The sequence below is a fragment of the Sphingomonas sp. genome (assembly GCF_035714405.1).
GTDB lineage: Bacteria > Pseudomonadota > Alphaproteobacteria > Sphingomonadales > Sphingomonadaceae > Sphingomonas.
The window spans coordinates 424882-441046 of the sequence record NZ_DASTMA010000018.1; the positions used below are offsets into that span (position 1 = coordinate 424882).

Below are 16165 nucleotides of genomic sequence, written 5' to 3' on the forward strand. Positions count from 1 at the left end.
GCAGGGGGCGGCGATGGCGACGGATGCCGACCAACTGCTGCGAGCAGGGGACCTCGACGGAGCGCGACGCGCGCTCGTCGAGGTCGTCCGTGCCAAGCCCTCCGACGAGGGCGCGCGCATGTTCCTGTTTCAGCTGCTCGCGATCGCGGGCGAATGGGACAAGGCGCGGACTCAGCTGAGCCTGCTCGCCCAGCTCTCGCCCGAGGCGCAGATGCTGAGCACCGCCTATGGCCAGGCGCTCGAGGCGGAGCGCGAGCGCGCCGATGTGTTCGCAGGCAAGACGCGCATGCAGCTGCTTCTCGCCAGCGACTGGGCCGAGGGCCTGTGCGACGCGATCCAGCTCTACGGCAACGGTCGCGCCGATGAAGGCAGCGATCGGCGCGACGCGGCGTTCGAGGCAGCGCCCGACACGCCAGGCGCACTTGACGGCACCGCTTTCGATTGGATCGGCGATGCCGACAGCCGCTTTGGTCCATCCCTCGAGGCGATCATCGGCGGGCGCTATGGTCTGGTGCCGTTCGATACGGTCGCGAGCATCAAGAGCGAAGGGCCCAAGGACCTGCGCGATACGGTCTGGTACCCCGTCCAGCTCGCCTTCAAGTCCGGCCAATCGGTCGCGGCGCTGCTGCCGACCCGCTACCCGGGCAGCGAAGCGTCGAACGACGTGAACGAGCGGCTCGGCCGCGCCACCCGCTGGCGCGACACCGACTGGGGTCAGGTCGGCAGCGGCCAGCACCTCTGGGCGCTCTCGAGCGAGGACGAGCGCGACCTGCTGTCGGTCCGCCATCTCGTCTTCGCCTGAACGGACGCGCATGGCCGCCGTCAAGCACCGCCTGACGCCCACCCTGTTCGACAAACTCGTCGCCGACATCGACATGGCCGGCCTGGTCGATAATGAATCCGACCGCACCACCGTCGCGCGCGAGAACTTCCGCTTCTACACGGTACCGCAGATCGAGCGCTTCAACGAGGCGGCACTACGATCCACCATCAAGCGTGAGCTCGGCTGGCTGCTCAACACGACAAACCTGGGCGCCACCCGATCGCTCGAAGCCTATCCCCAGGTCGAGACGTCCGTGCTCAACTATGGCCTGCCGGACATGGCAGGCCGCGCGCAGCACCGCCGCTCCGTGCTGCAGCGCGCGCGCGAGATCCGCACCGCGATCCGCTATTTCGAGCCGCGTATCGAACCAAAGTCGCTGGTGGTCGACCTGATCGAGCGCGCTGAGCATGTCCACCAGGTCACGTTTGTGATCCAGGGCGACATCACCGCGGCCGCGTTTGCCATGCCGGTCAAGTTCCACACGCATATCGACCCCGACACCGCCTCCGTTGCGGTCGAGGAATAGGCACCGGTGGACCCGCGCCTGCTCCGCTTCTACAATGACGAGCTAGGCTATCTCCGCGAAGCCGCGCGTGAATTCGGCGAGGAGAATGAGACCGTCGCCGGTCGCCTCGGCCTCAAGACGCCGACCGATCCCGATCCCTATGTCGAACGGCTGCTCGAGGGCGTCGCGTTCCTGGGGGCGCGCGTCCAGCTCAAGCTCAACGATCAATATCCCGAGTTCACCCAGCATCTGCTCCATGCCGTCCAGCCGCATTACCTGGCGCCGATGCCGTCGATCTGCGTCGCGGGCTTCGACCCCAAGGAAGGCGACCAGATCCTGATCAAGGGGCACAAGGTGCCACGCGGGACCGAGCTGGTGGCGACTGCGAGCGATCAGGGTAATGCCGCGGTTCCGTTTCGGACCGGTCACGAGGTTACCCTGTGGCCGCTGCGGATCAGCGAAGTCGAGTATCTGTCCAGCCGCGCCGCCGTCGCTCCGTTCGCCGCCGCCGCCGATGTGCGCGCGGAAGCGGGTCTGCGCATCCGCTTCGAAGCGACGGGTGGCGCGGAGCTGCCCAAGGTACTGCCTTCGAATCTACCGATCTATCTGGCCGGGGCGGAGTCGGTGCCGGGCGAGTTGTACCGCCAGTTGATCGGCGAAAACCTGGCGGTGCTCGCACGGTCCAGCGACGCCGCCGCCAATGCGCCCTGGGTGCGGCTGCCCGACCCGGTCCAGCGCGGTTTCGACGACGACGAAGCACTCCTGCCGGCAGAGGAACGCTCGTTTCGTGGCTATCGCCTGCTGTCGGAATATTTTGCGTGCCCCGAACGCTTCCTGTTCGTCGACGTGCTCGAGCTGGCGCGCGCCTTCAAGCAGTCGCCGACCGCATGCGACGTGGTGTTCCTGTTCTCGCGCTCGTCGGCCGTGCTCACCGGCGCGATCGAGCCTAGCAACTTCCGGCTCTATGCGACGCCCGCGATCAACCTGTTCGAAAAGCAGCTCGGGCGGGTTCAGATCACGCCCTATGAGCATGAATACCACGTCGTTCCCGATCGGACGAGGCCGCTCGATTTCGAGGTGTTCCGGCTCCTTGAGGTCAAGGCCTATGACCGCGAGAACGTCAACGCCCGCACTGTGGCGCCGCTCTATGCCTTCGGCGCGCTGCTCTATGACTGGCGGGAGGCGCTGTTCTATACCTCGCAGCTGCGCGCACGGCGCCTGTCGACGCGCGAGCAGCGGCTGCGCAGGCGAACCGAATATGTCGGCACGGAGACCTGGATAAGCCTGACCGCGCCCGGCGATGCATCACGCCTCGACGATATCCAGGAGCTGTCGGTGCGTGCGCTGGTCACCAATCGCGAGCTGCCCGAGCTGTTGCAGTTTCGCGGCGATAAGCATTTCCTGATCTCCGGCGTGCCCGCGCGTGGCGTATCCGTGCTGCGCGCGCCGACCCGACCCAGGCCGCCACTGGGGTTGGGCGACGCAGCCTGGCGCGTGATCGGTCATCTGACGCCCAACTATATGACGCTGGCGCCGGAGGATCACAGCGACCCCTCGGTGCTACGCGATCATCTCGCGCTTTATGGCCGCCAGGACGACGCATCGCTGCGGCGGCAGATCGACGGTGTGCTGTCGATCCAGTCGCGCAAGGTCGCGCGTCGGGTGCCGGGTCTGGACCGCATGGCGATCGCGCGCGGGCATCGCATCGCGATCAAGCTCGATGATGCCGCCTTCGACCGCAGCCGCATGTTCCTGTTCTCGGCGGTGCTCGAACGCTTCCTGTGCGAGTTCGCCAGCATCAACTCGTTCACCGAAACATGTTTCGAGAGCCCGCTAGAAGGAGAGTTCGCGCGATGGTCGCCGCGGATCGGCCGCCGGCCGAACATCTGACTTTCCTGCAACGCGCGGGCGCGCAGGTCCGCCGATACGGCATGTTCCCGCTCGTCCGTGGTGCCGAGGCACGCGCGCCGGCGATGCCACGCGTCGGCCGATCGCGGCTGCCGGCCCAGAGCATCGTCGACCTCGCTCAGGTACCGCATCTGGGCTTCCCCGATTCGACGATGCAGGAGGTCGAGGTTCGCCATGGCCGCCCGACCGCGCACGGGCTGTGGCTCGGCCTGACCGGACCGATGGGGCCGCTGCCGACCCACCTCACCGAATTTGCGTTGTACGAGCGGCGCTACGGCACGACGCGGCCGTTCGGGCGATGGCTGGACGTCATCGCCAACCGCATGCTCCAGCTCTTCTACCGCGTGTGGGGCGACTCTCAGCCTGCGGTGCAGGCGGACCGGCCCGAGGATGACCGCTTTGCCCATTATCTCGGCGCGCTGTCGGGCGCGGCGGAAGGGGTGGGGGAGGATGCGCTGTTCCCGGCCAGAGCGCGCCTCTATTATGCGGCGTTGTTCGGATCGCGGCGCTCGGCCGTGGCGATCGAGGACGCGCTCGGCCACCTGCTGCGGCAGCCCGTCCGGGTGCTGGAGTACCAGCCCCGCTGGCGCGACATCGAGGTCGCCGACCAGACCCGGTTGGGGCGCAGCTTCGCCCGGCTGGACGAAGGCGTGGTGGTCGGTGCGCGGACCCGGGAGGCGTCCGACGCCTTCCGGGTCGCGATCCGCGCCAATTCGATGAAGGAATATGAGCGGCTGCTGCCGTCGAGCCCGCGCTTCGCGATCGCGTCCGAGGCGCTCGACGCTTTCGCACCCAGCCATCTGGAATGGGACATCATGATCGAGATGGAGGAGCGGCACGCCCGTCCGGCGCATCTCGACGGGCGCACGCAGCTGGGTTGGACGGGCTGGCTCAAACCCGGCAGCGGCGATAACATCCGTTCGGACGCACATCTGACACGTCGCGCGAGGGGAATGCGCGCGACACTTGGGGGGAACACCACATGACGGAGATCAGTCGTTCGGCCTTGTTCGGCCGACTCAATCCGACCGGGCTCAAGTCGGTCGAGACCGCCACGGGCTTCTGCAAGATGCGCGGCAACCCCTATGTCGAGCTGGTGCACTGGATCCACATCCTCGTGCAGGATGCGCAGAACGATCTGGCGGCGATCCGCACCGCGTTCGGACTAAACGACACCCAGCTGGCGCGCGACGTGGTGGCGCAGCTCGACTCGCTGCCGCGCGGGGCGACCGCGATCAGCGACTTCTCGCCCCAGATCGAAGAAGCGATCGAGAAGGGCTGGCTGTACGCCTCGCTGCAATTCTCGGCCGGCCGCATCCGCACCGGGCACCTGCTGTACGGCATGCTCAAGACCGCGACGCTCCGCAACGCGCTGTTCTCGATTTCGGGCGAGTTCCGCAAGGTCCAGGTCGAGAAGCTCGGCGCTGAGTTCGAACAGATCGTCCGTGCCTCGACCGAACAGACGCAGCGCGACGCTGGGCCGGGTGCCGTCGCCGAGGGCGGCGAGGGCGAAGCCGGCCCGGTCGTCGCGGGCGAGTCGCTCGCCAAGTTCTCGGTCGATCTGACCGCCAAGGCGCGGTCGGGCGAGATCGACACCATCGTCGGCCGCGACGCGGAAATCCGTCAGGTCGTCGACATCCTGCTTCGACGCCGCCAGAACAATCCGATCCTGGTCGGCGAGGCGGGCGTCGGCAAGACCGCCGTGGTCGAAGGTTTCGCCAAGCGCATCGTCGACGGCGACGTGCCGCCGAGCCTGCAAGGCGTGACGCTGCGCTCGCTCGACATCGGCCTGATGCAGGCGGGTGCGAGCATGAAGGGCGAGTTCGAGAAGCGGCTGCGCGCCGTCATCGACGAGGTCGAGTCGAGCCCCACCCCGATCATCCTGTTCATCGACGAGGCGCACACGCTGATCGGTGCCGGCGGCCAGGCCGGCACCGGCGACGCCGCCAACCTGCTCAAGCCCGCGCTGGCGCGTGGCCGCCTGCGCACCATCGCCGCGACCACCTATGCCGAGTACCGGCAGTATTTCGAAAAGGACCCGGCGCTGACCCGCCGCTTCCAGACCGTCGACGTCGCCGAGCCCGACACGGCCAAGGCGATCGCGATGATCCGCTCGGTATCGCCGATGATGGAAAGCCACCACAACGTCGTGGTGCTGGACGAGGCGGTCGCCGCCTCCGTTACCTTGTCGCAGCGCTACGTGCCGGCGCGGCAGCTGCCGGACAAGGCGGTGAGCCTGCTCGATACCGCCAGCGCGCGCGTCGCGGTGTCGCAGCATTCGACGCCGGCGCAGGTTGAAGACCGCAAGCGCCGCGTCGAGCTGCTCGACGTCGAGCGCGAGATCGTCCAGCGCGAACGTTCCGGTCAGTATCGCGCGGACGATCGCCTTGAGAAGATCGACGAGGAACTGACCGAAGCCCGTGCCGCGGCGGAGGCGATCAATGCGAAGTGGGCGGCCGAGAAGGCTGCGCTGGAGAAGCTGGTCGCCGCGCGGGATGCGCTCAAGAAGGGTCGGGACGATCACGCCGCCAGCGCCGGTCCCGAGGTTCCATTCCCGATGGAGGCGCAGCTCAAGGGCGACCTCGACACAGCCATCGGCGAGATGAAATCGGTACAGGGCGACCAGCCGATGGTGTTCGGCGTCGTCGACCAGGACGCGGTCGCCGCGGTCGTGGGCGACTGGACCGGCATCCCGATCGGTCGCATGGTCAAGGACGAGATCCAGTCGGTGCTCAAGATCGCCGATGAGCTCAAGAAGCGCGTGGTCGGCCAGGATCATGCGATGGATGCGATCGCCAAGCGCATTCAGACCAGCCGGGCCAAGCTCGACAACCCGAACAAGCCGGTCGGCGTGTTCATGCTCGCGGGCCCGTCGGGCGTCGGCAAGACCGAGACCGCGCATGTGCTCTCCGAGCTGCTCTATTCCGGCGACGATTCGATGATCGTCATCAACATGAGCGAGTTCCAGGAGGCGCATACCGTCTCGACGCTGAAGGGCGCGCCCGCCGGGTATGTCGGCTATGGCCAGGGCGGCGTGTTGACCGAGGCGGTACGGCGGCGACCCTATTCGGTGGTGCTGCTCGACGAGGTCGAGAAGGCGCACCCCGACGTCCACGAGATGTTCTTCCAGGTGTTCGACAAGGGGTTCATGAACGACTCCGAAGGGCGGTTCATCGACTTCAAGAACTGCCTCATCCTGCTCACCTCCAATGCCGGCACCGACCTCATCACCAGCATGTGCGAGGACCCGGAAATGGCGCCCGAGCCCGAAGCGCTGGCGACCTCGCTCCGCCCCGACCTGCTGAAGGTGTTCCCACCCGCACTGCTCGGACGCTTGGTGGTGCTGCCGTACTTCCCATTGTCGCCCGAGATGCTGGGCGGGATCGTCAAGCTCCAGCTCAACCGCATCAAGAAGCGCATCGCGGAAAACCACAAGATCCGCTTCGAATACGACCAGGCGGTGGTCGACCTGATCGTCAGCCGTTGCAACGAGGTTGCGTCCGGCGGCCGCATGATCGACGCGATCCTGACGAACACGATGCTGCCGGAGATGTCGATCGCGCTGCTGGGCAAGCAGATGTCCGGCGATGAGGTCGAGGGGATCGTGGTCGGGGTGGACGGCGCTAACGGGCAGGGCGGCTTCACCTACGACTTCCAGGAAAAGGGGCGGGGTGGTCGAGCCGCGCCTGCGCCCGAGGTGCAGGACGTCACGCTCGCCGATGACGAGATCGTCGCCGAACCGACCGACCGGGCGCAGAGAAAAAGCAGGACGGTCACGGCAGGTGCGGTGGGAACGGTGCCCGCCTGAGTCGAGGTCGGACGATCAGGTCCGGACGTACAGCCATCGGTCAGGCCCGCTTTCGCCGCCGACGAAGCTGTAGCCGTCCCAATCGAAGGCGCGCATGTCCTGAGGCTGCGTGACCCGGTGCTCGACCATCCAACGCGCCATCGCGCCGCGCGCGCGCTTGGCGTTGAAGCTGACAAACCTCCGCGTCTCGCCCTCGCGGAAATCGACGGCGATCACGGTTACGCTCGCGGGCAGCCGCCCCTCGACGGCGGCCCAATATTCATTGGATGCAAGGTTGAGGACCGTGCCCGAGCCCTCCTCCACGAGATCCTGGGCCAGCGCGGTCGCAATCCGGCCGCCCCACCAGTCGGTCAGGCGATCGCGCCGCGGCGCCCACCGCGTCCCCATCTCCAGCCGATAGGGCCGCATCAGGTCGAGCGGCCGCAGCAGGCCGTACAAGCCCGACAGCATCCGCAGGTGATCTTGCGCGAAGTCGATCGCCGGCTCATCCAGCGTCGCCGCGTCGAGCCCTTGGTACACGTCACCCGCAAAGGCGAACATCGCCGGCCGCTCGGGCGCGTAGGCGAAGTCGGTGAACCGCGCACGATTGAGCTTCGCCAGCGCCGGGGAGATATGCATCAGCTCGCGCAGCCGCTTCTGCGGCAATCGCGCCGCCGACCGGGCGAGTGCCGCCGCCTCGTCAGCGAAGCGCGGCACCGTCGGCGTCACCGACGGCAGGGCGGTCTGGTAGTCCAGCGTTTTTGCGGGCGAGATGACGGCGATCATGCGCGGACGGGTTAGCGGCCGTTCAATCTCCGTTCAACGCCGCGCCGCCACCGGGTACGGCGACGCAAGCCAAGGTCGCTTGAAGGGTTTATCCGGCGCCATTAGAGCCGTGCCGCGTAGGCGCGGGTGCTGACGCGCCCTGAAGGAGAGTAGTGATGAAGTCGATGTCCAAGCTATTGCTCGGGGCGCTGCTTGCCACCGGCGCGACCGGGGTCGTGCTGAGCGCACCCGCCGTCGCGCAGAAGAAGAAGGAGGAGGCAAAGGGTCCGACATTGAGCGCCAAGGCCGCACCGGCGGCCAAGGAGGCGCAGGACGCGCTCGCCCTCAACAACCCCGCGGCCGCCGACCCGCTCGTCACCGCGTTCGAGGCGGTCGCCACTTCCGATTTCGAGAAGTATATTGCCGCGCGCTTCCGCTACAGCGTCGAAGCGCAGAAGATCAACGCGCTCCGCACCGCCAATCCCAAGGCGGCGGTGGACGAGAACGGCCTCGCGCGCGCGCTCGACACGTTGATCGCCAACCCCGTCACTCCGGCGGAGGATCGGCCCAAGTTCCTCGTCGCACGCGGCGAGATGGCCTATGCGTCGCGCCAGTATCCGGTCGCGCTCGACTACTACAACCGTGCCCGCGCGGGCGGCTACACCAGCGACACGCTTGCGCTCGCGATCGTCAAGACGAAGGTGGACAGCGGTGACGTCGCCGGCGGCATGACCGAGCTGGAGCAGGTGATCGCCGCGACGACCGCGAAGGGGCAGAAGGCGCCGGTCGAGTATTACCGCTTCGCGATCAGTCAGTCGAACAAGAAGCGCCTCGGCCCGCAGACCGTCGCCTGGATGAATCGCTATCTGGCCGCGCATCCCAGCCCGCAGGCCTGGTACGAAGTCTTGGCGACCTATGGCTTCCAGCAGGGTTCGACCGCGACGCTGACCAACCCGCAGAAGATCGACCTCTTCCGCCTGATGCGCGCCTCCGGTGGATTGCCCGACCATTATTTCTACATCGAATATGCGCAAAAGGCGCAGAACGCCGGTCTGCCGCTGGAGGCGCAGGCGGTGTTGAAGGAGGGGATCGCCAACGGCAAGATCCCGGCCAGCAACACCGAAGCCAAGGCGCTGCTCCCCGAACTCGCCCGCGCCGCGGCGGCGGAGGGTTCGCTGGCCTCGTTGGAGACAAAGGCCAATGCGTCCCCGAACGGTCAGCTCGCCGGCCAGACCGGCGATGCCTATCTCAGCCAGGGGAATTACACCAAGGCGGCCGCGCTGTACCGCACCGCCCTGCAGAAGGGCGGCGGGGATACCGATGCGATCAACACGCATCTGGGGATCGCCCTCGCCCGCTCGGGTGACAAGGCGGGGGCACAGGCCGCGTTCGGCGCGGTGAAGACCGGGCCGCGCGCGGAGATCGCGTCGTTCTGGACCACCTGGCTGAACAACACGCCGTCTGCCTGATCCAAGGGCGACCCGCCGCGCCGTGCTGCGCGGCGGGTCATTCTATGGCGATCGGGATCCCCGACAATGCCTTGGCGGTGCGGATGGTCAGCGATGTCTTGACGCTTGCTACGTTGGGAGCGGAGGTGAGCTGGGTCATCAGGATCGTCTGGAAGGCGCTGAGATCATTTGCGACGATCTTCAGGATAAAATCGATCTCGCCATTCAGCATGTGGCACTCGCGCACCTCCGGAATAGCGGCCACATGGCGTTCGAACGCCGCCAGATCCTGTTCGGCCTGACTGCGCAGCGACACCATCGCGAACACCCTTAGTGAATAGCCCAGCTTCGCGGGATTGAGCTGTGCATGATAGCCGAGGATCGCGCCCGCTTCCTCCAACGCGCGCACACGCCGCAAACAGGGTGGGGCGGTCAGCCCGACGCGCTCGGCCAGATCGACATTGGTCATCCGGCCTTCGGTTTGCAGGAGCGACAAGATGTGTCGATCCGTCTTGTCGAGCGTCATGTCGGGCTCCCGTCGCGACGATTAACGTCCGCCGCCGTGGACGATCCTGTAATAAAATTGCGGGGTAACGCAATCGTCCCACATTGCGACGCGCTCAATTCTGTCATTCCCGACGACGCATGGTGTCGTTAAGGAATCCCTACCGCACCCGGCCTCTCGCCCGGCGCGGGGGAGAATTCCGGGTGCGGTTCGACGACAGCCTGGCCACCGTATTGGCGGCCGACACGGCAACGGACTTTGGCGCGCAATCGGCGTGGCGTCAGCTCGTCGACCTGATCGCGCGCCGTCGCGTTCCGGATCTGGCGGAGGCCGTTGGGCGGCTGCGCGCGCTGCGCGAGCAGGTACCCGACGCCGTCCGTGCCGCGAGCGGTCGCGCATTGGCATGGGGTGAGCCGCCGGCGGCGTTGGTCTCGTTCTTCGCGGAAGAGGAACTGGCGGTCGCAGCGCCGGTGTTGCGTACGGCGACGCTCACGGCACGCGAATGGGCGGCGCTGTTGCCGCGCCTGACGCCCGCGCAACGCGCGGTGCTTCGCCACCGCCGGGACTTGCCGGGAGAGGTAGAGCGCGCGCTCGGAAGCTTCGGCGCGACCGATTTCGTGCTCGATCATGAAGGCGCGCTCGCCGTGGCACCGCCGGCTCCCATCCATGAGCCCGCCGCGCCCCAGCCCCCTGTGCAATCGACGGGAACGCCTTTCGTGACGTTAGGCGAAGCCGCCCGCGCGCTACCCGTGGTCGCGGCGGCGATGCGGCACGCGCAAGATCCGTCGCGGTCGCAGATCGCCGATCTCGTCGCGCGGATCGACGCATTCCGGCGCGACAAGCCGGTGGCGACAACTCCTCTTGCGTCGGCCACGTCCGAGCCGCCGGAAAACTTCCGGTTCGAAACCGATGCGGCCGGCGTCATCCGCTGGGTAGACGGGGTCGCACGCGGCCCGCTGATCGGCCTCACCCTGGCGCACAGCGCCTTACAGGGCGTGGCACAGGTCGACGCGGCGGCGCGTGGTGCGCTGCGCACCCGCTCCACCTTCCGCGACGTGCGCCTGGAAGTGGCGGGCGATTCCGCCGCGGCAGGTTCGTGGCGGCTTTCGGGTGTGCCGCGTTTCGAACCGCTGAGCGGGCGCTTCGAAGGGCTGAGCGGCACCGCCCGCCGCCCGCGCCGCGAGGAAGCCGTCGCCGCGCCCGCAACCGCCTCGGATGCGTTGCGCCAGCTAGTTCATGAACTCCGCACCCCTGCCAACGCCATCGCCGGCTTTTCGGAGCTGATCGGCACCGAGCTGCTCGGCCCGGTGCCGATCGTCTATCGCGATCGGGCGCAGCTGATCCAGCGTCAGGCCGCGGCGCTGGTTGCGGCGATCGACGATCTCGACACCGCCGCCCGCATCGAAGGCAGCGCTCTGGAACTCCGACCCGACGCGCTGGACCTGGGTGTGCTGCTGAGCCGCATCGCCGCCGACCTGCGTCCGCTCGCAATCCAGCGTGGAGCGACCTTGATCGTCGACAGCGAGCAGGGTGCGCTGGTCCACGCCGACGACCGCGCCGTCGCGCGGCTGCTCGACCGGCTGCTGACCACCGCGCTGGCTGTCGCAGAGCCGGGCGAGCGGTTGCGCGCACAGCTCGCCGTCAAGACCCGCACCGTCCGATTGCACGTTACTCGGCCGCAAAGTCTGACCGCGACCGGCGATGACGCATTGCTCGCCATCGACACGGACGTGGAGCTGGTCGACGGACCGTTGCTCGGCACCGGCTTCACTCTACGCCTGGTGAGCAACCTGGCGACGGCGCTGGGTGGCTCCTTCACGGTCGCCGCCGATCGCTTGACACTGCGGCTCCCCGCCGCGCAATCGTCGGGCATGGAGCGGACGGCGTCGCAGTGACCGAAGGGGCAGGAAGGGAGTCCTTCCGCCCGGTGCCCGGCGATCCGGTGTGCTGGCCGGACAGCTTCGGCTCGCGCTTTCTGGTGACCGTCGATGTGGAGGAGGAGTTCGACTGGACGGCTCCGCTCGATCGCGCGCAGCGGTCGACGCAGGCGATGGCGGCCTTTCCCGACGCGCATCGCCGCTTTGCCGCGGCGGGAGTGCCGCTGACCTGCCTGGCCGATTACCCGATCGCCACCGATCCACGCTCGATCGACATCCTCCGCGCCGTCCACGGCGACGGGCGTTCCGCGATCGGCGCGCAGCTGCATGCCTGGGTCAATCCGCCGCATGAGGAGATCGTCAGCCCACGGACCAGCTTCTCCGGCAATCTGCCCCGCAGGCTGCAAGCCGCCAAGATCACCGCACTGACCGAGGCGATCACGCGCGCATTCGGGCATCCGCTGGCGTTTCGTGCAGGCCGCTATGGTCTGGGGCCGGACACGACCGCATTGTTGGTCGACGCGGGTTATCGGCTCGATAGCTCGGTGCGTGCGGGCTATGACTACACCGCGCAGGGCGGACCGAATTATTCGCGCGTCGGCAGCGATGCCTGGCGGATGGCGGGTCTGATCGAGCTACCGCTTACCACCGTATATACCGGCAGTGCGCGCGCGGGAGGCGCGGGGTTGTACAGTCTGCTCGGACACTTGCCGAAAGGGCGTGGCCTGTTCGCTCGCGCCGGTTTGCTGTCCCGCATCGCGCTGACGCCCGAGGACATGCCGCTCGCCGCTGCATCGGAGGCGGTCCGCGTCGCCGCAGGGGAGGGACTGCGCCTGCTCACCTTCTCCTTCCACTCGCCGTCCCTCGCGCCCGGACACACGCCGTATGTCCGCGACGCCGCCGATCTCCGGGCCTTTTGGCGCTGGTGGAATGAGATGCTCATCCTGCTCGACCGGCTCGGGATCCGTCCCGCTTCCTTGGTCGAGGTGCTGGCGGCGGCAGGATGATGGTCGGGGAGACAGGATTCGAACCTGCGACATCCTGCTCCCAAAGCAGGCGCGCTACCAGACTGCGCCACTCCCCGCCGGTTGCGGACGCCGGTAGCGGAGCTACCGCCGACGCGCAACCGGCGCGGACGGCGGGTCGGCGAACCCAAGCCCGTTCGACGTGAGCCGCGGGCATTCCCCGTGGCGTGGCCTTTCGCGTCGGGACTGCCTCCGCTAAGCCGCGCCCTGGTGGGGCCCGTAGCTCAATGGTTAGAGCTGGCCGCTCATAACGGCTAGGTTGCGGGTTCGAGTCCTGCCGGGCCCACCAGCTTCTCCATTCAAGAAAAAGGGCGCCCTCGCGAACGAGAGCGCCCCTCCTTTTCGGCTGGCCTGACGCGGACGTGACTTCCGCGTCGTCGAACAGGCCCGGCTTTGCCGACCTGCCGGCCGGACTTGCGCGAGTCCTGCGCCAGCATGGCGCAGGCCGCACGTCGCCTTATTGCAGGTTCGCCTTGGCGGCCTCGGCGGCATCCTCGACATTGTCCTTGACGTCTTCGACGTTGTCGGCGGCGGACTCGAGGGCGTCGGAGACGTTCTCGTCAGCGGCGTTCTCGGCAGCGGCTTCGAGGTTGTCGGCCTGGTTCTCCAGGCTGGCCTCCATCGCGGCGGCGTTGTTGTCGATGGCCGCAGCCTCGGGCGAGCTGTTGCCGCCGCAGGCGGTCAGCGACAGGAGGGCGCCGGCGACGGCGACGAGTGCGATCTTCTTCATGGGTATGTCTCCAGGTCAGTCAGGACGAAAACGCGGCCTCAGTTAACGTCGGTGGTGTCGTCGGCATGATCCTCGGCATTCGCCGCGGCGTCATGCTGGTTGGCGGCGGTGTTCTCGAGTGCCGCTTCGGCGACATCGTTGCCGGCGTCGTCGGCAGCCTCGGCTGCGGTGTCGTTCGCGTCTGCGGCGGCTTCGATGTTGTCGGCGACCGCTTCCCGGTTCTGCTCGACAGCTTCGTCGGCCTTGGAGTTGCAGGCGGTCAACGACATCAGGCCGGCGCCAAGCGCGACCAGAACGATCTTCTTCATCAGGGTTCCCCCAAGAGAGCCAATCGCGTCCAGCCCCGCGCCGTCGCGATGGGATTTCAATATCCTACCTAGTTGGGGGGTCAAGAAGAAAATGCGGCAGAAAAGTGGCAGCCATCACAATCCGCCTATTTGGCGGGCGTGACCGGCCCAATGTCCTCGGGCGCGTAGGCGACCACCGCGAGCATCGCGGTCCACGCCGCGACATTCTGTCGCAGCTGCTCCGGGTCGATCCGGTCGATCGTGTCGTTGGGCGTGTGGTGGGTGTCGAAGTAGCGGATGCCGGACTGGTTGAGGTCGATGGCCGCCGTGCCGCGCGCCATGATCGGGCCGACATCCGCGCCGTCGCCCGCGACGCCGGCGCCGCGTGGAATGCCGAGCGGGGCGAGTGCCGCCTGCAACCGGTCGCCGACCGCGTTGGCGCCGGCAGGCAGATTGGTCTCAAACCGCCAGATGCGGTCGGCACCGAAATCGGACTCCGCCGTCAACGCGTGACGCTCGGGATGCCGTTCGGCATAGGCGCGGCCGCCGAACACGCCGACCTCCTCCGCGCCAAACCAGACCACGCGGATGGTGCGGCGCGGCCGGCGCCCTGAATCCATGATCCGCTTCGCCGCCACCGCGGTAATGGCGACGCCGGCGGCATCGTCGATCGCGCCCGTGCCCAAGTCCCAACTGTCGAGGTGCCCGCCGATCAGCACCACGCCGGCGCCGGGATCCGTCCCGGGCACCTCGGCGATGACGTTGCCCGATTCCGCCTGGCCCAGGAAGCGCGGGGTGAGCACCAGACGCATCGTCACCGGCCGGCCGCGCGCCGCGATCCGCTCCAGCTGATCGGCGTCCGGGTTGGACAGCGCCGCTGCCGGGATCGGCGTCACCCCGGCGGGAAAGCTGGTGCCGCCGGTATGCGGCAGCCGATTGTCGCTGGTGCCGATCGAGCGGATCACCACCGCCACCGCACCCTTGCGCGCCGCCGCCGCCGGGCCAGCGCGACGGGCGGCGCCGTACGCGCCATAGCTCGATCCGTCCTGTGACGGCGCCATCGCATGGCCGATATAGACGATCTTGCTGGTCAGCGATCCGTCCGGCGCGGCGAGCAGATCATTATAGGTCGGGAACACCACCACCGGCGCGGTCAGCCCCTCAGGCGGCGTTGCGCCGGAATTGCCGAGCGCAGTCAGCACCAGCTTCTGCGCGAAGGGTGAAACGATCTCCGCCGTCTCCTCGCCGCGCACCCAGGCCGGCATCTGGAACGTCTCCACCCGCACGTTGCGGAAGCCCATCGCACGCAGCTTCGCCACCGCCCAGCTCCGCGCCCGCGCCTCCGCCTCGGTCGCCGCCAGCCGCTGCCCGACCTCCGTCGTCAGCCCCTCGACGAGGTCATACGCCATGTCGTCCTTCAGCGCCGTGTCCCGCAATCTGGCGACGAATGGGTCCACCTTCGCCGGGATCGAGGCAGGGGCGGCGGCGGGCGCTGCCGCGGGTGTCTGGGCCAAGCCGGGCAGGGCTGTCGCGGCGAGAAGGGTGGCAAGCAGGACCGAACGGCGACGCATGGGAAACTCCGGAAAGTCACGCGGTGTGCAGTATCGCCCTGACCCGGGCAAGAGATCAGTCGCGCTCATTCGCGTGCGGCCATCGACAGACCTCCCGCGCCATCGCCGACAGGCGCCACCGATCACGGGGGCGCCGTCGCCGAGCACCATCGCCGCCAGGAAGGCGGCGATCATCCGCAGCCGTTGGCGCCAGCTACTACGTCCCACGCTCGGCGCCGGTCGACACAGCGCGCCGTCGCCTTCGTCACCCGCGCGACCTCCGCCCGCACCGCCGCGACCAGCGCGGCCTGGGTGCCACAGCTACCTGTGAACTTGAAGCTGTACAGCGTGGCGCTCTCCAGCCCGTTCGAGAGCGCGAGTGGCCGAAAGCCGGGCTCGCGCGCGAGCATCGCGCCGACCGCGGCCATGATTGCGTCCGATTGATCGGGGGCGCCGTCGACAAGAATGTAGCTGCCGGCGACCGGCCGCGACAGCTCGTCGGTCTGGGCGCCGCCGTTGCAGCCGATCAGCAGCAAGGCCGCGACGCCACCCAGCAGCCCCATATGCCTGCTCACTGACCGGTGATCCACTGGATCACCCGCCGGTACAAGGGGGGATCGGTGCCGATCAGATCGATAACGCCGAACCCGCCGGGAAGCACCCGGGTCGTCGCTAAGCTGGTGGTGGGTATCCAGACGGCCAGATAGTTGTGGCCGCTGCGCAGTTGCTGCGCATTGGCGGAGCGGTTCGCATGCTGTCCTACGGTGACCAGGAACAGGTGCTTCCCGGGGAACACCTGGCGAAAGCGGCGACAGGACACGCCGCGGATCGTGCGTATGGGATCGGGCAGGGCGCCCCTCCTTGTTCACCTCCGAATACAACCCGCCGGCGCGCGTTGCGTTGCGGCGTGCTCGTCGCTATCTCGTGGGTACATCCTGCATCGTTGTAAGTTCGG

Annotated in this window: 15 protein-coding genes and 2 tRNA genes; 9 read left to right on the forward strand and 8 right to left on the reverse strand. The window is 67.8% G+C overall.

The features are described from left to right. The first annotated feature begins 13 nt into the window (after nucleotides 1-13). The 5 genes from VFQ64_RS08965 to tssH are packed head-to-tail and all read left to right on the forward strand — an operon-like array spanning nucleotide 14 to nucleotide 7044. The gene (locus tag VFQ64_RS08965) at nucleotides 14-802 is read left to right on the forward strand and encodes a type VI secretion system accessory protein TagJ (RefSeq protein ID WP_325102944.1); all 789 of its coding nucleotides are present in this window, start codon (nucleotides 14-16) and stop codon (nucleotides 800-802) included. 10 nt (nucleotides 803-812) lie between these two features. After that, the gene (gene tssE / locus VFQ64_RS08970) at nucleotides 813-1349 is read left to right on the forward strand and encodes a type VI secretion system baseplate subunit TssE (RefSeq protein WP_325102945.1); all 537 of its coding nucleotides are present in this window, start codon (nucleotides 813-815) and stop codon (nucleotides 1347-1349) included. 6 nt (nucleotides 1350-1355) lie between these two features. Next, nucleotides 1356-3218, forward strand: coding sequence for a type VI secretion system baseplate subunit TssF (gene tssF / locus VFQ64_RS08975; RefSeq protein WP_325102946.1), 1863 nt, complete (start codon nucleotides 1356-1358; stop codon nucleotides 3216-3218). Continuing rightward, entirely contained in the window at nucleotides 3182-4222 is a 1041-nt protein-coding gene (gene tssG / locus VFQ64_RS08980; RefSeq protein ID WP_325102947.1) for a type VI secretion system baseplate subunit TssG, read from the forward strand. Before tssF ends, tssG begins: the two co-directional genes overlap by 37 nt. Further along, nucleotides 4219-7044, forward strand: a complete 2826-nt coding sequence (tssH, locus tag VFQ64_RS08985) for a type VI secretion system ATPase TssH (RefSeq protein WP_325102948.1) — start codon at nucleotides 4219-4221, stop codon at nucleotides 7042-7044. The genes tssG and tssH overlap by 4 nt, the downstream gene beginning before the upstream one ends. 15 nt (nucleotides 7045-7059) lie before the next feature. Here tssH and VFQ64_RS08990 read toward each other — a convergent pair whose 3' ends face one another. Further along, on the reverse strand, nucleotides 7060-7809 hold the full coding sequence (locus tag VFQ64_RS08990) for a YaaA family protein (RefSeq protein WP_325102949.1): 750 nt from the start codon (nucleotides 7807-7809) through the stop codon (nucleotides 7060-7062). A 155-nt stretch (nucleotides 7810-7964) separates the two neighbouring features. On the opposite strand from VFQ64_RS08990, the gene VFQ64_RS08995 reads away from it, so the two are divergent. Next, nucleotides 7965-9257 (forward strand): hypothetical protein, encoded by a 1293-nt coding sequence (locus VFQ64_RS08995; RefSeq protein WP_325102950.1) that lies wholly within the window; start codon nucleotides 7965-7967, stop codon nucleotides 9255-9257. Between the two features lie 37 nt (nucleotides 9258-9294). Here VFQ64_RS08995 and VFQ64_RS09000 read toward each other — a convergent pair whose 3' ends face one another. Then, a complete protein-coding gene (locus VFQ64_RS09000; RefSeq protein WP_325102951.1) occupies nucleotides 9295-9762 on the reverse strand; it encodes an Lrp/AsnC family transcriptional regulator in 468 nt (155 codons plus the stop codon). A gap of 182 nt (nucleotides 9763-9944) precedes the next feature. On the opposite strand from VFQ64_RS09000, the gene VFQ64_RS09005 reads away from it, so the two are divergent. Both VFQ64_RS09005 and VFQ64_RS09010 read left to right on the forward strand, forming a co-directional pair. Then, entirely contained in the window at nucleotides 9945-11636 is a 1692-nt protein-coding gene (locus VFQ64_RS09005) for a HAMP domain-containing sensor histidine kinase (protein ID WP_325102952.1), read from the forward strand. Then, on the forward strand, nucleotides 11633-12625 hold the full coding sequence (locus VFQ64_RS09010) for a polysaccharide deacetylase family protein (protein WP_325102953.1): 993 nt from the start codon (nucleotides 11633-11635) through the stop codon (nucleotides 12623-12625). Before VFQ64_RS09005 ends, VFQ64_RS09010 begins: the two co-directional genes overlap by 4 nt. Here the strand turns inward: VFQ64_RS09010 and VFQ64_RS09015 are convergent. Further along, nucleotides 12626-12702, reverse strand: a tRNA-Pro gene (locus tag VFQ64_RS09015). A 154-nt stretch (nucleotides 12703-12856) separates the two neighbouring features. Here VFQ64_RS09015 and VFQ64_RS09020 point away from each other — a divergent pair. Further along, nucleotides 12857-12932, forward strand: a tRNA-Ile gene (locus VFQ64_RS09020). Nucleotides 12933-13100: 168 nt separating this feature from the next. Here the strand turns inward: VFQ64_RS09020 and VFQ64_RS09025 are convergent. From VFQ64_RS09025 to VFQ64_RS09045, 5 genes are all read right to left on the reverse strand, one after another. After that, nucleotides 13101-13373: a hypothetical protein gene (locus VFQ64_RS09025; RefSeq protein WP_325102954.1), complete on the reverse strand. Its 273-nt coding sequence runs from the start codon at nucleotides 13371-13373 to the stop codon at nucleotides 13101-13103. Between the two features lie 38 nt (nucleotides 13374-13411). Further along, on the reverse strand, nucleotides 13412-13681 hold the full coding sequence (locus VFQ64_RS09030; RefSeq protein ID WP_325102955.1) for a hypothetical protein: 270 nt from the start codon (nucleotides 13679-13681) through the stop codon (nucleotides 13412-13414). 125 nt (nucleotides 13682-13806) lie between these two features. Continuing rightward, complete coding sequence (locus VFQ64_RS09035) at nucleotides 13807-15231, reverse strand: M20/M25/M40 family metallo-hydrolase (protein ID WP_325102956.1); 1425 nt, start codon at nucleotides 15229-15231, stop codon at nucleotides 13807-13809. A 170-nt stretch (nucleotides 15232-15401) separates the two neighbouring features. After that, entirely contained in the window at nucleotides 15402-15785 is a 384-nt protein-coding gene (locus VFQ64_RS09040) for a hypothetical protein (protein ID WP_325102957.1), read from the reverse strand. Further along, nucleotides 15782-16030 carry a hypothetical protein gene (locus VFQ64_RS09045; RefSeq protein ID WP_325102958.1) on the reverse strand — a complete coding sequence of 83 codons (249 nt, stop codon included), beginning with the start codon at nucleotides 16028-16030 and terminating at the stop codon, nucleotides 15782-15784. The genes VFQ64_RS09040 and VFQ64_RS09045 overlap by 4 nt, the downstream gene beginning before the upstream one ends. Nucleotides 16031-16165: the final 135 nt, after the last annotated feature.

Coding starts and splice junctions, on each gene's coding strand:
- VFQ64_RS08965 (WP_325102944.1), top strand. CDS start 14: ATGGCGACGGATGCCGACCAACTGCTGCGAGCAGGGGACCTCGACGGA.
- tssE (WP_325102945.1), top strand. CDS start 813: ATGGCCGCCGTCAAGCACCGCCTGACGCCCACCCTGTTCGACAAACTC.
- tssG (WP_325102947.1), top strand. CDS start 3,182: ATGGTCGCCGCGGATCGGCCGCCGGCCGAACATCTGACTTTCCTGCAA.
- tssH (WP_325102948.1), top strand. CDS start 4,219: ATGACGGAGATCAGTCGTTCGGCCTTGTTCGGCCGACTCAATCCGACC.
- VFQ64_RS08990 (WP_325102949.1), bottom strand. CDS start 7,809: ATGATCGCCGTCATCTCGCCCGCAAAAACGCTGGACTACCAGACCGCC.
- VFQ64_RS08995 (WP_325102950.1), top strand. CDS start 7,965: ATGAAGTCGATGTCCAAGCTATTGCTCGGGGCGCTGCTTGCCACCGGC.
- VFQ64_RS09000 (WP_325102951.1), bottom strand. CDS start 9,762: ATGACGCTCGACAAGACGGATCGACACATCTTGTCGCTCCTGCAAACC.
- VFQ64_RS09025 (WP_325102954.1), bottom strand. CDS start 13,373: ATGAAGAAGATCGCACTCGTCGCCGTCGCCGGCGCCCTCCTGTCGCTG.
- VFQ64_RS09030 (WP_325102955.1), bottom strand. CDS start 13,681: ATGAAGAAGATCGTTCTGGTCGCGCTTGGCGCCGGCCTGATGTCGTTG.
- VFQ64_RS09035 (WP_325102956.1), bottom strand. CDS start 15,231: ATGCGTCGCCGTTCGGTCCTGCTTGCCACCCTTCTCGCCGCGACAGCC.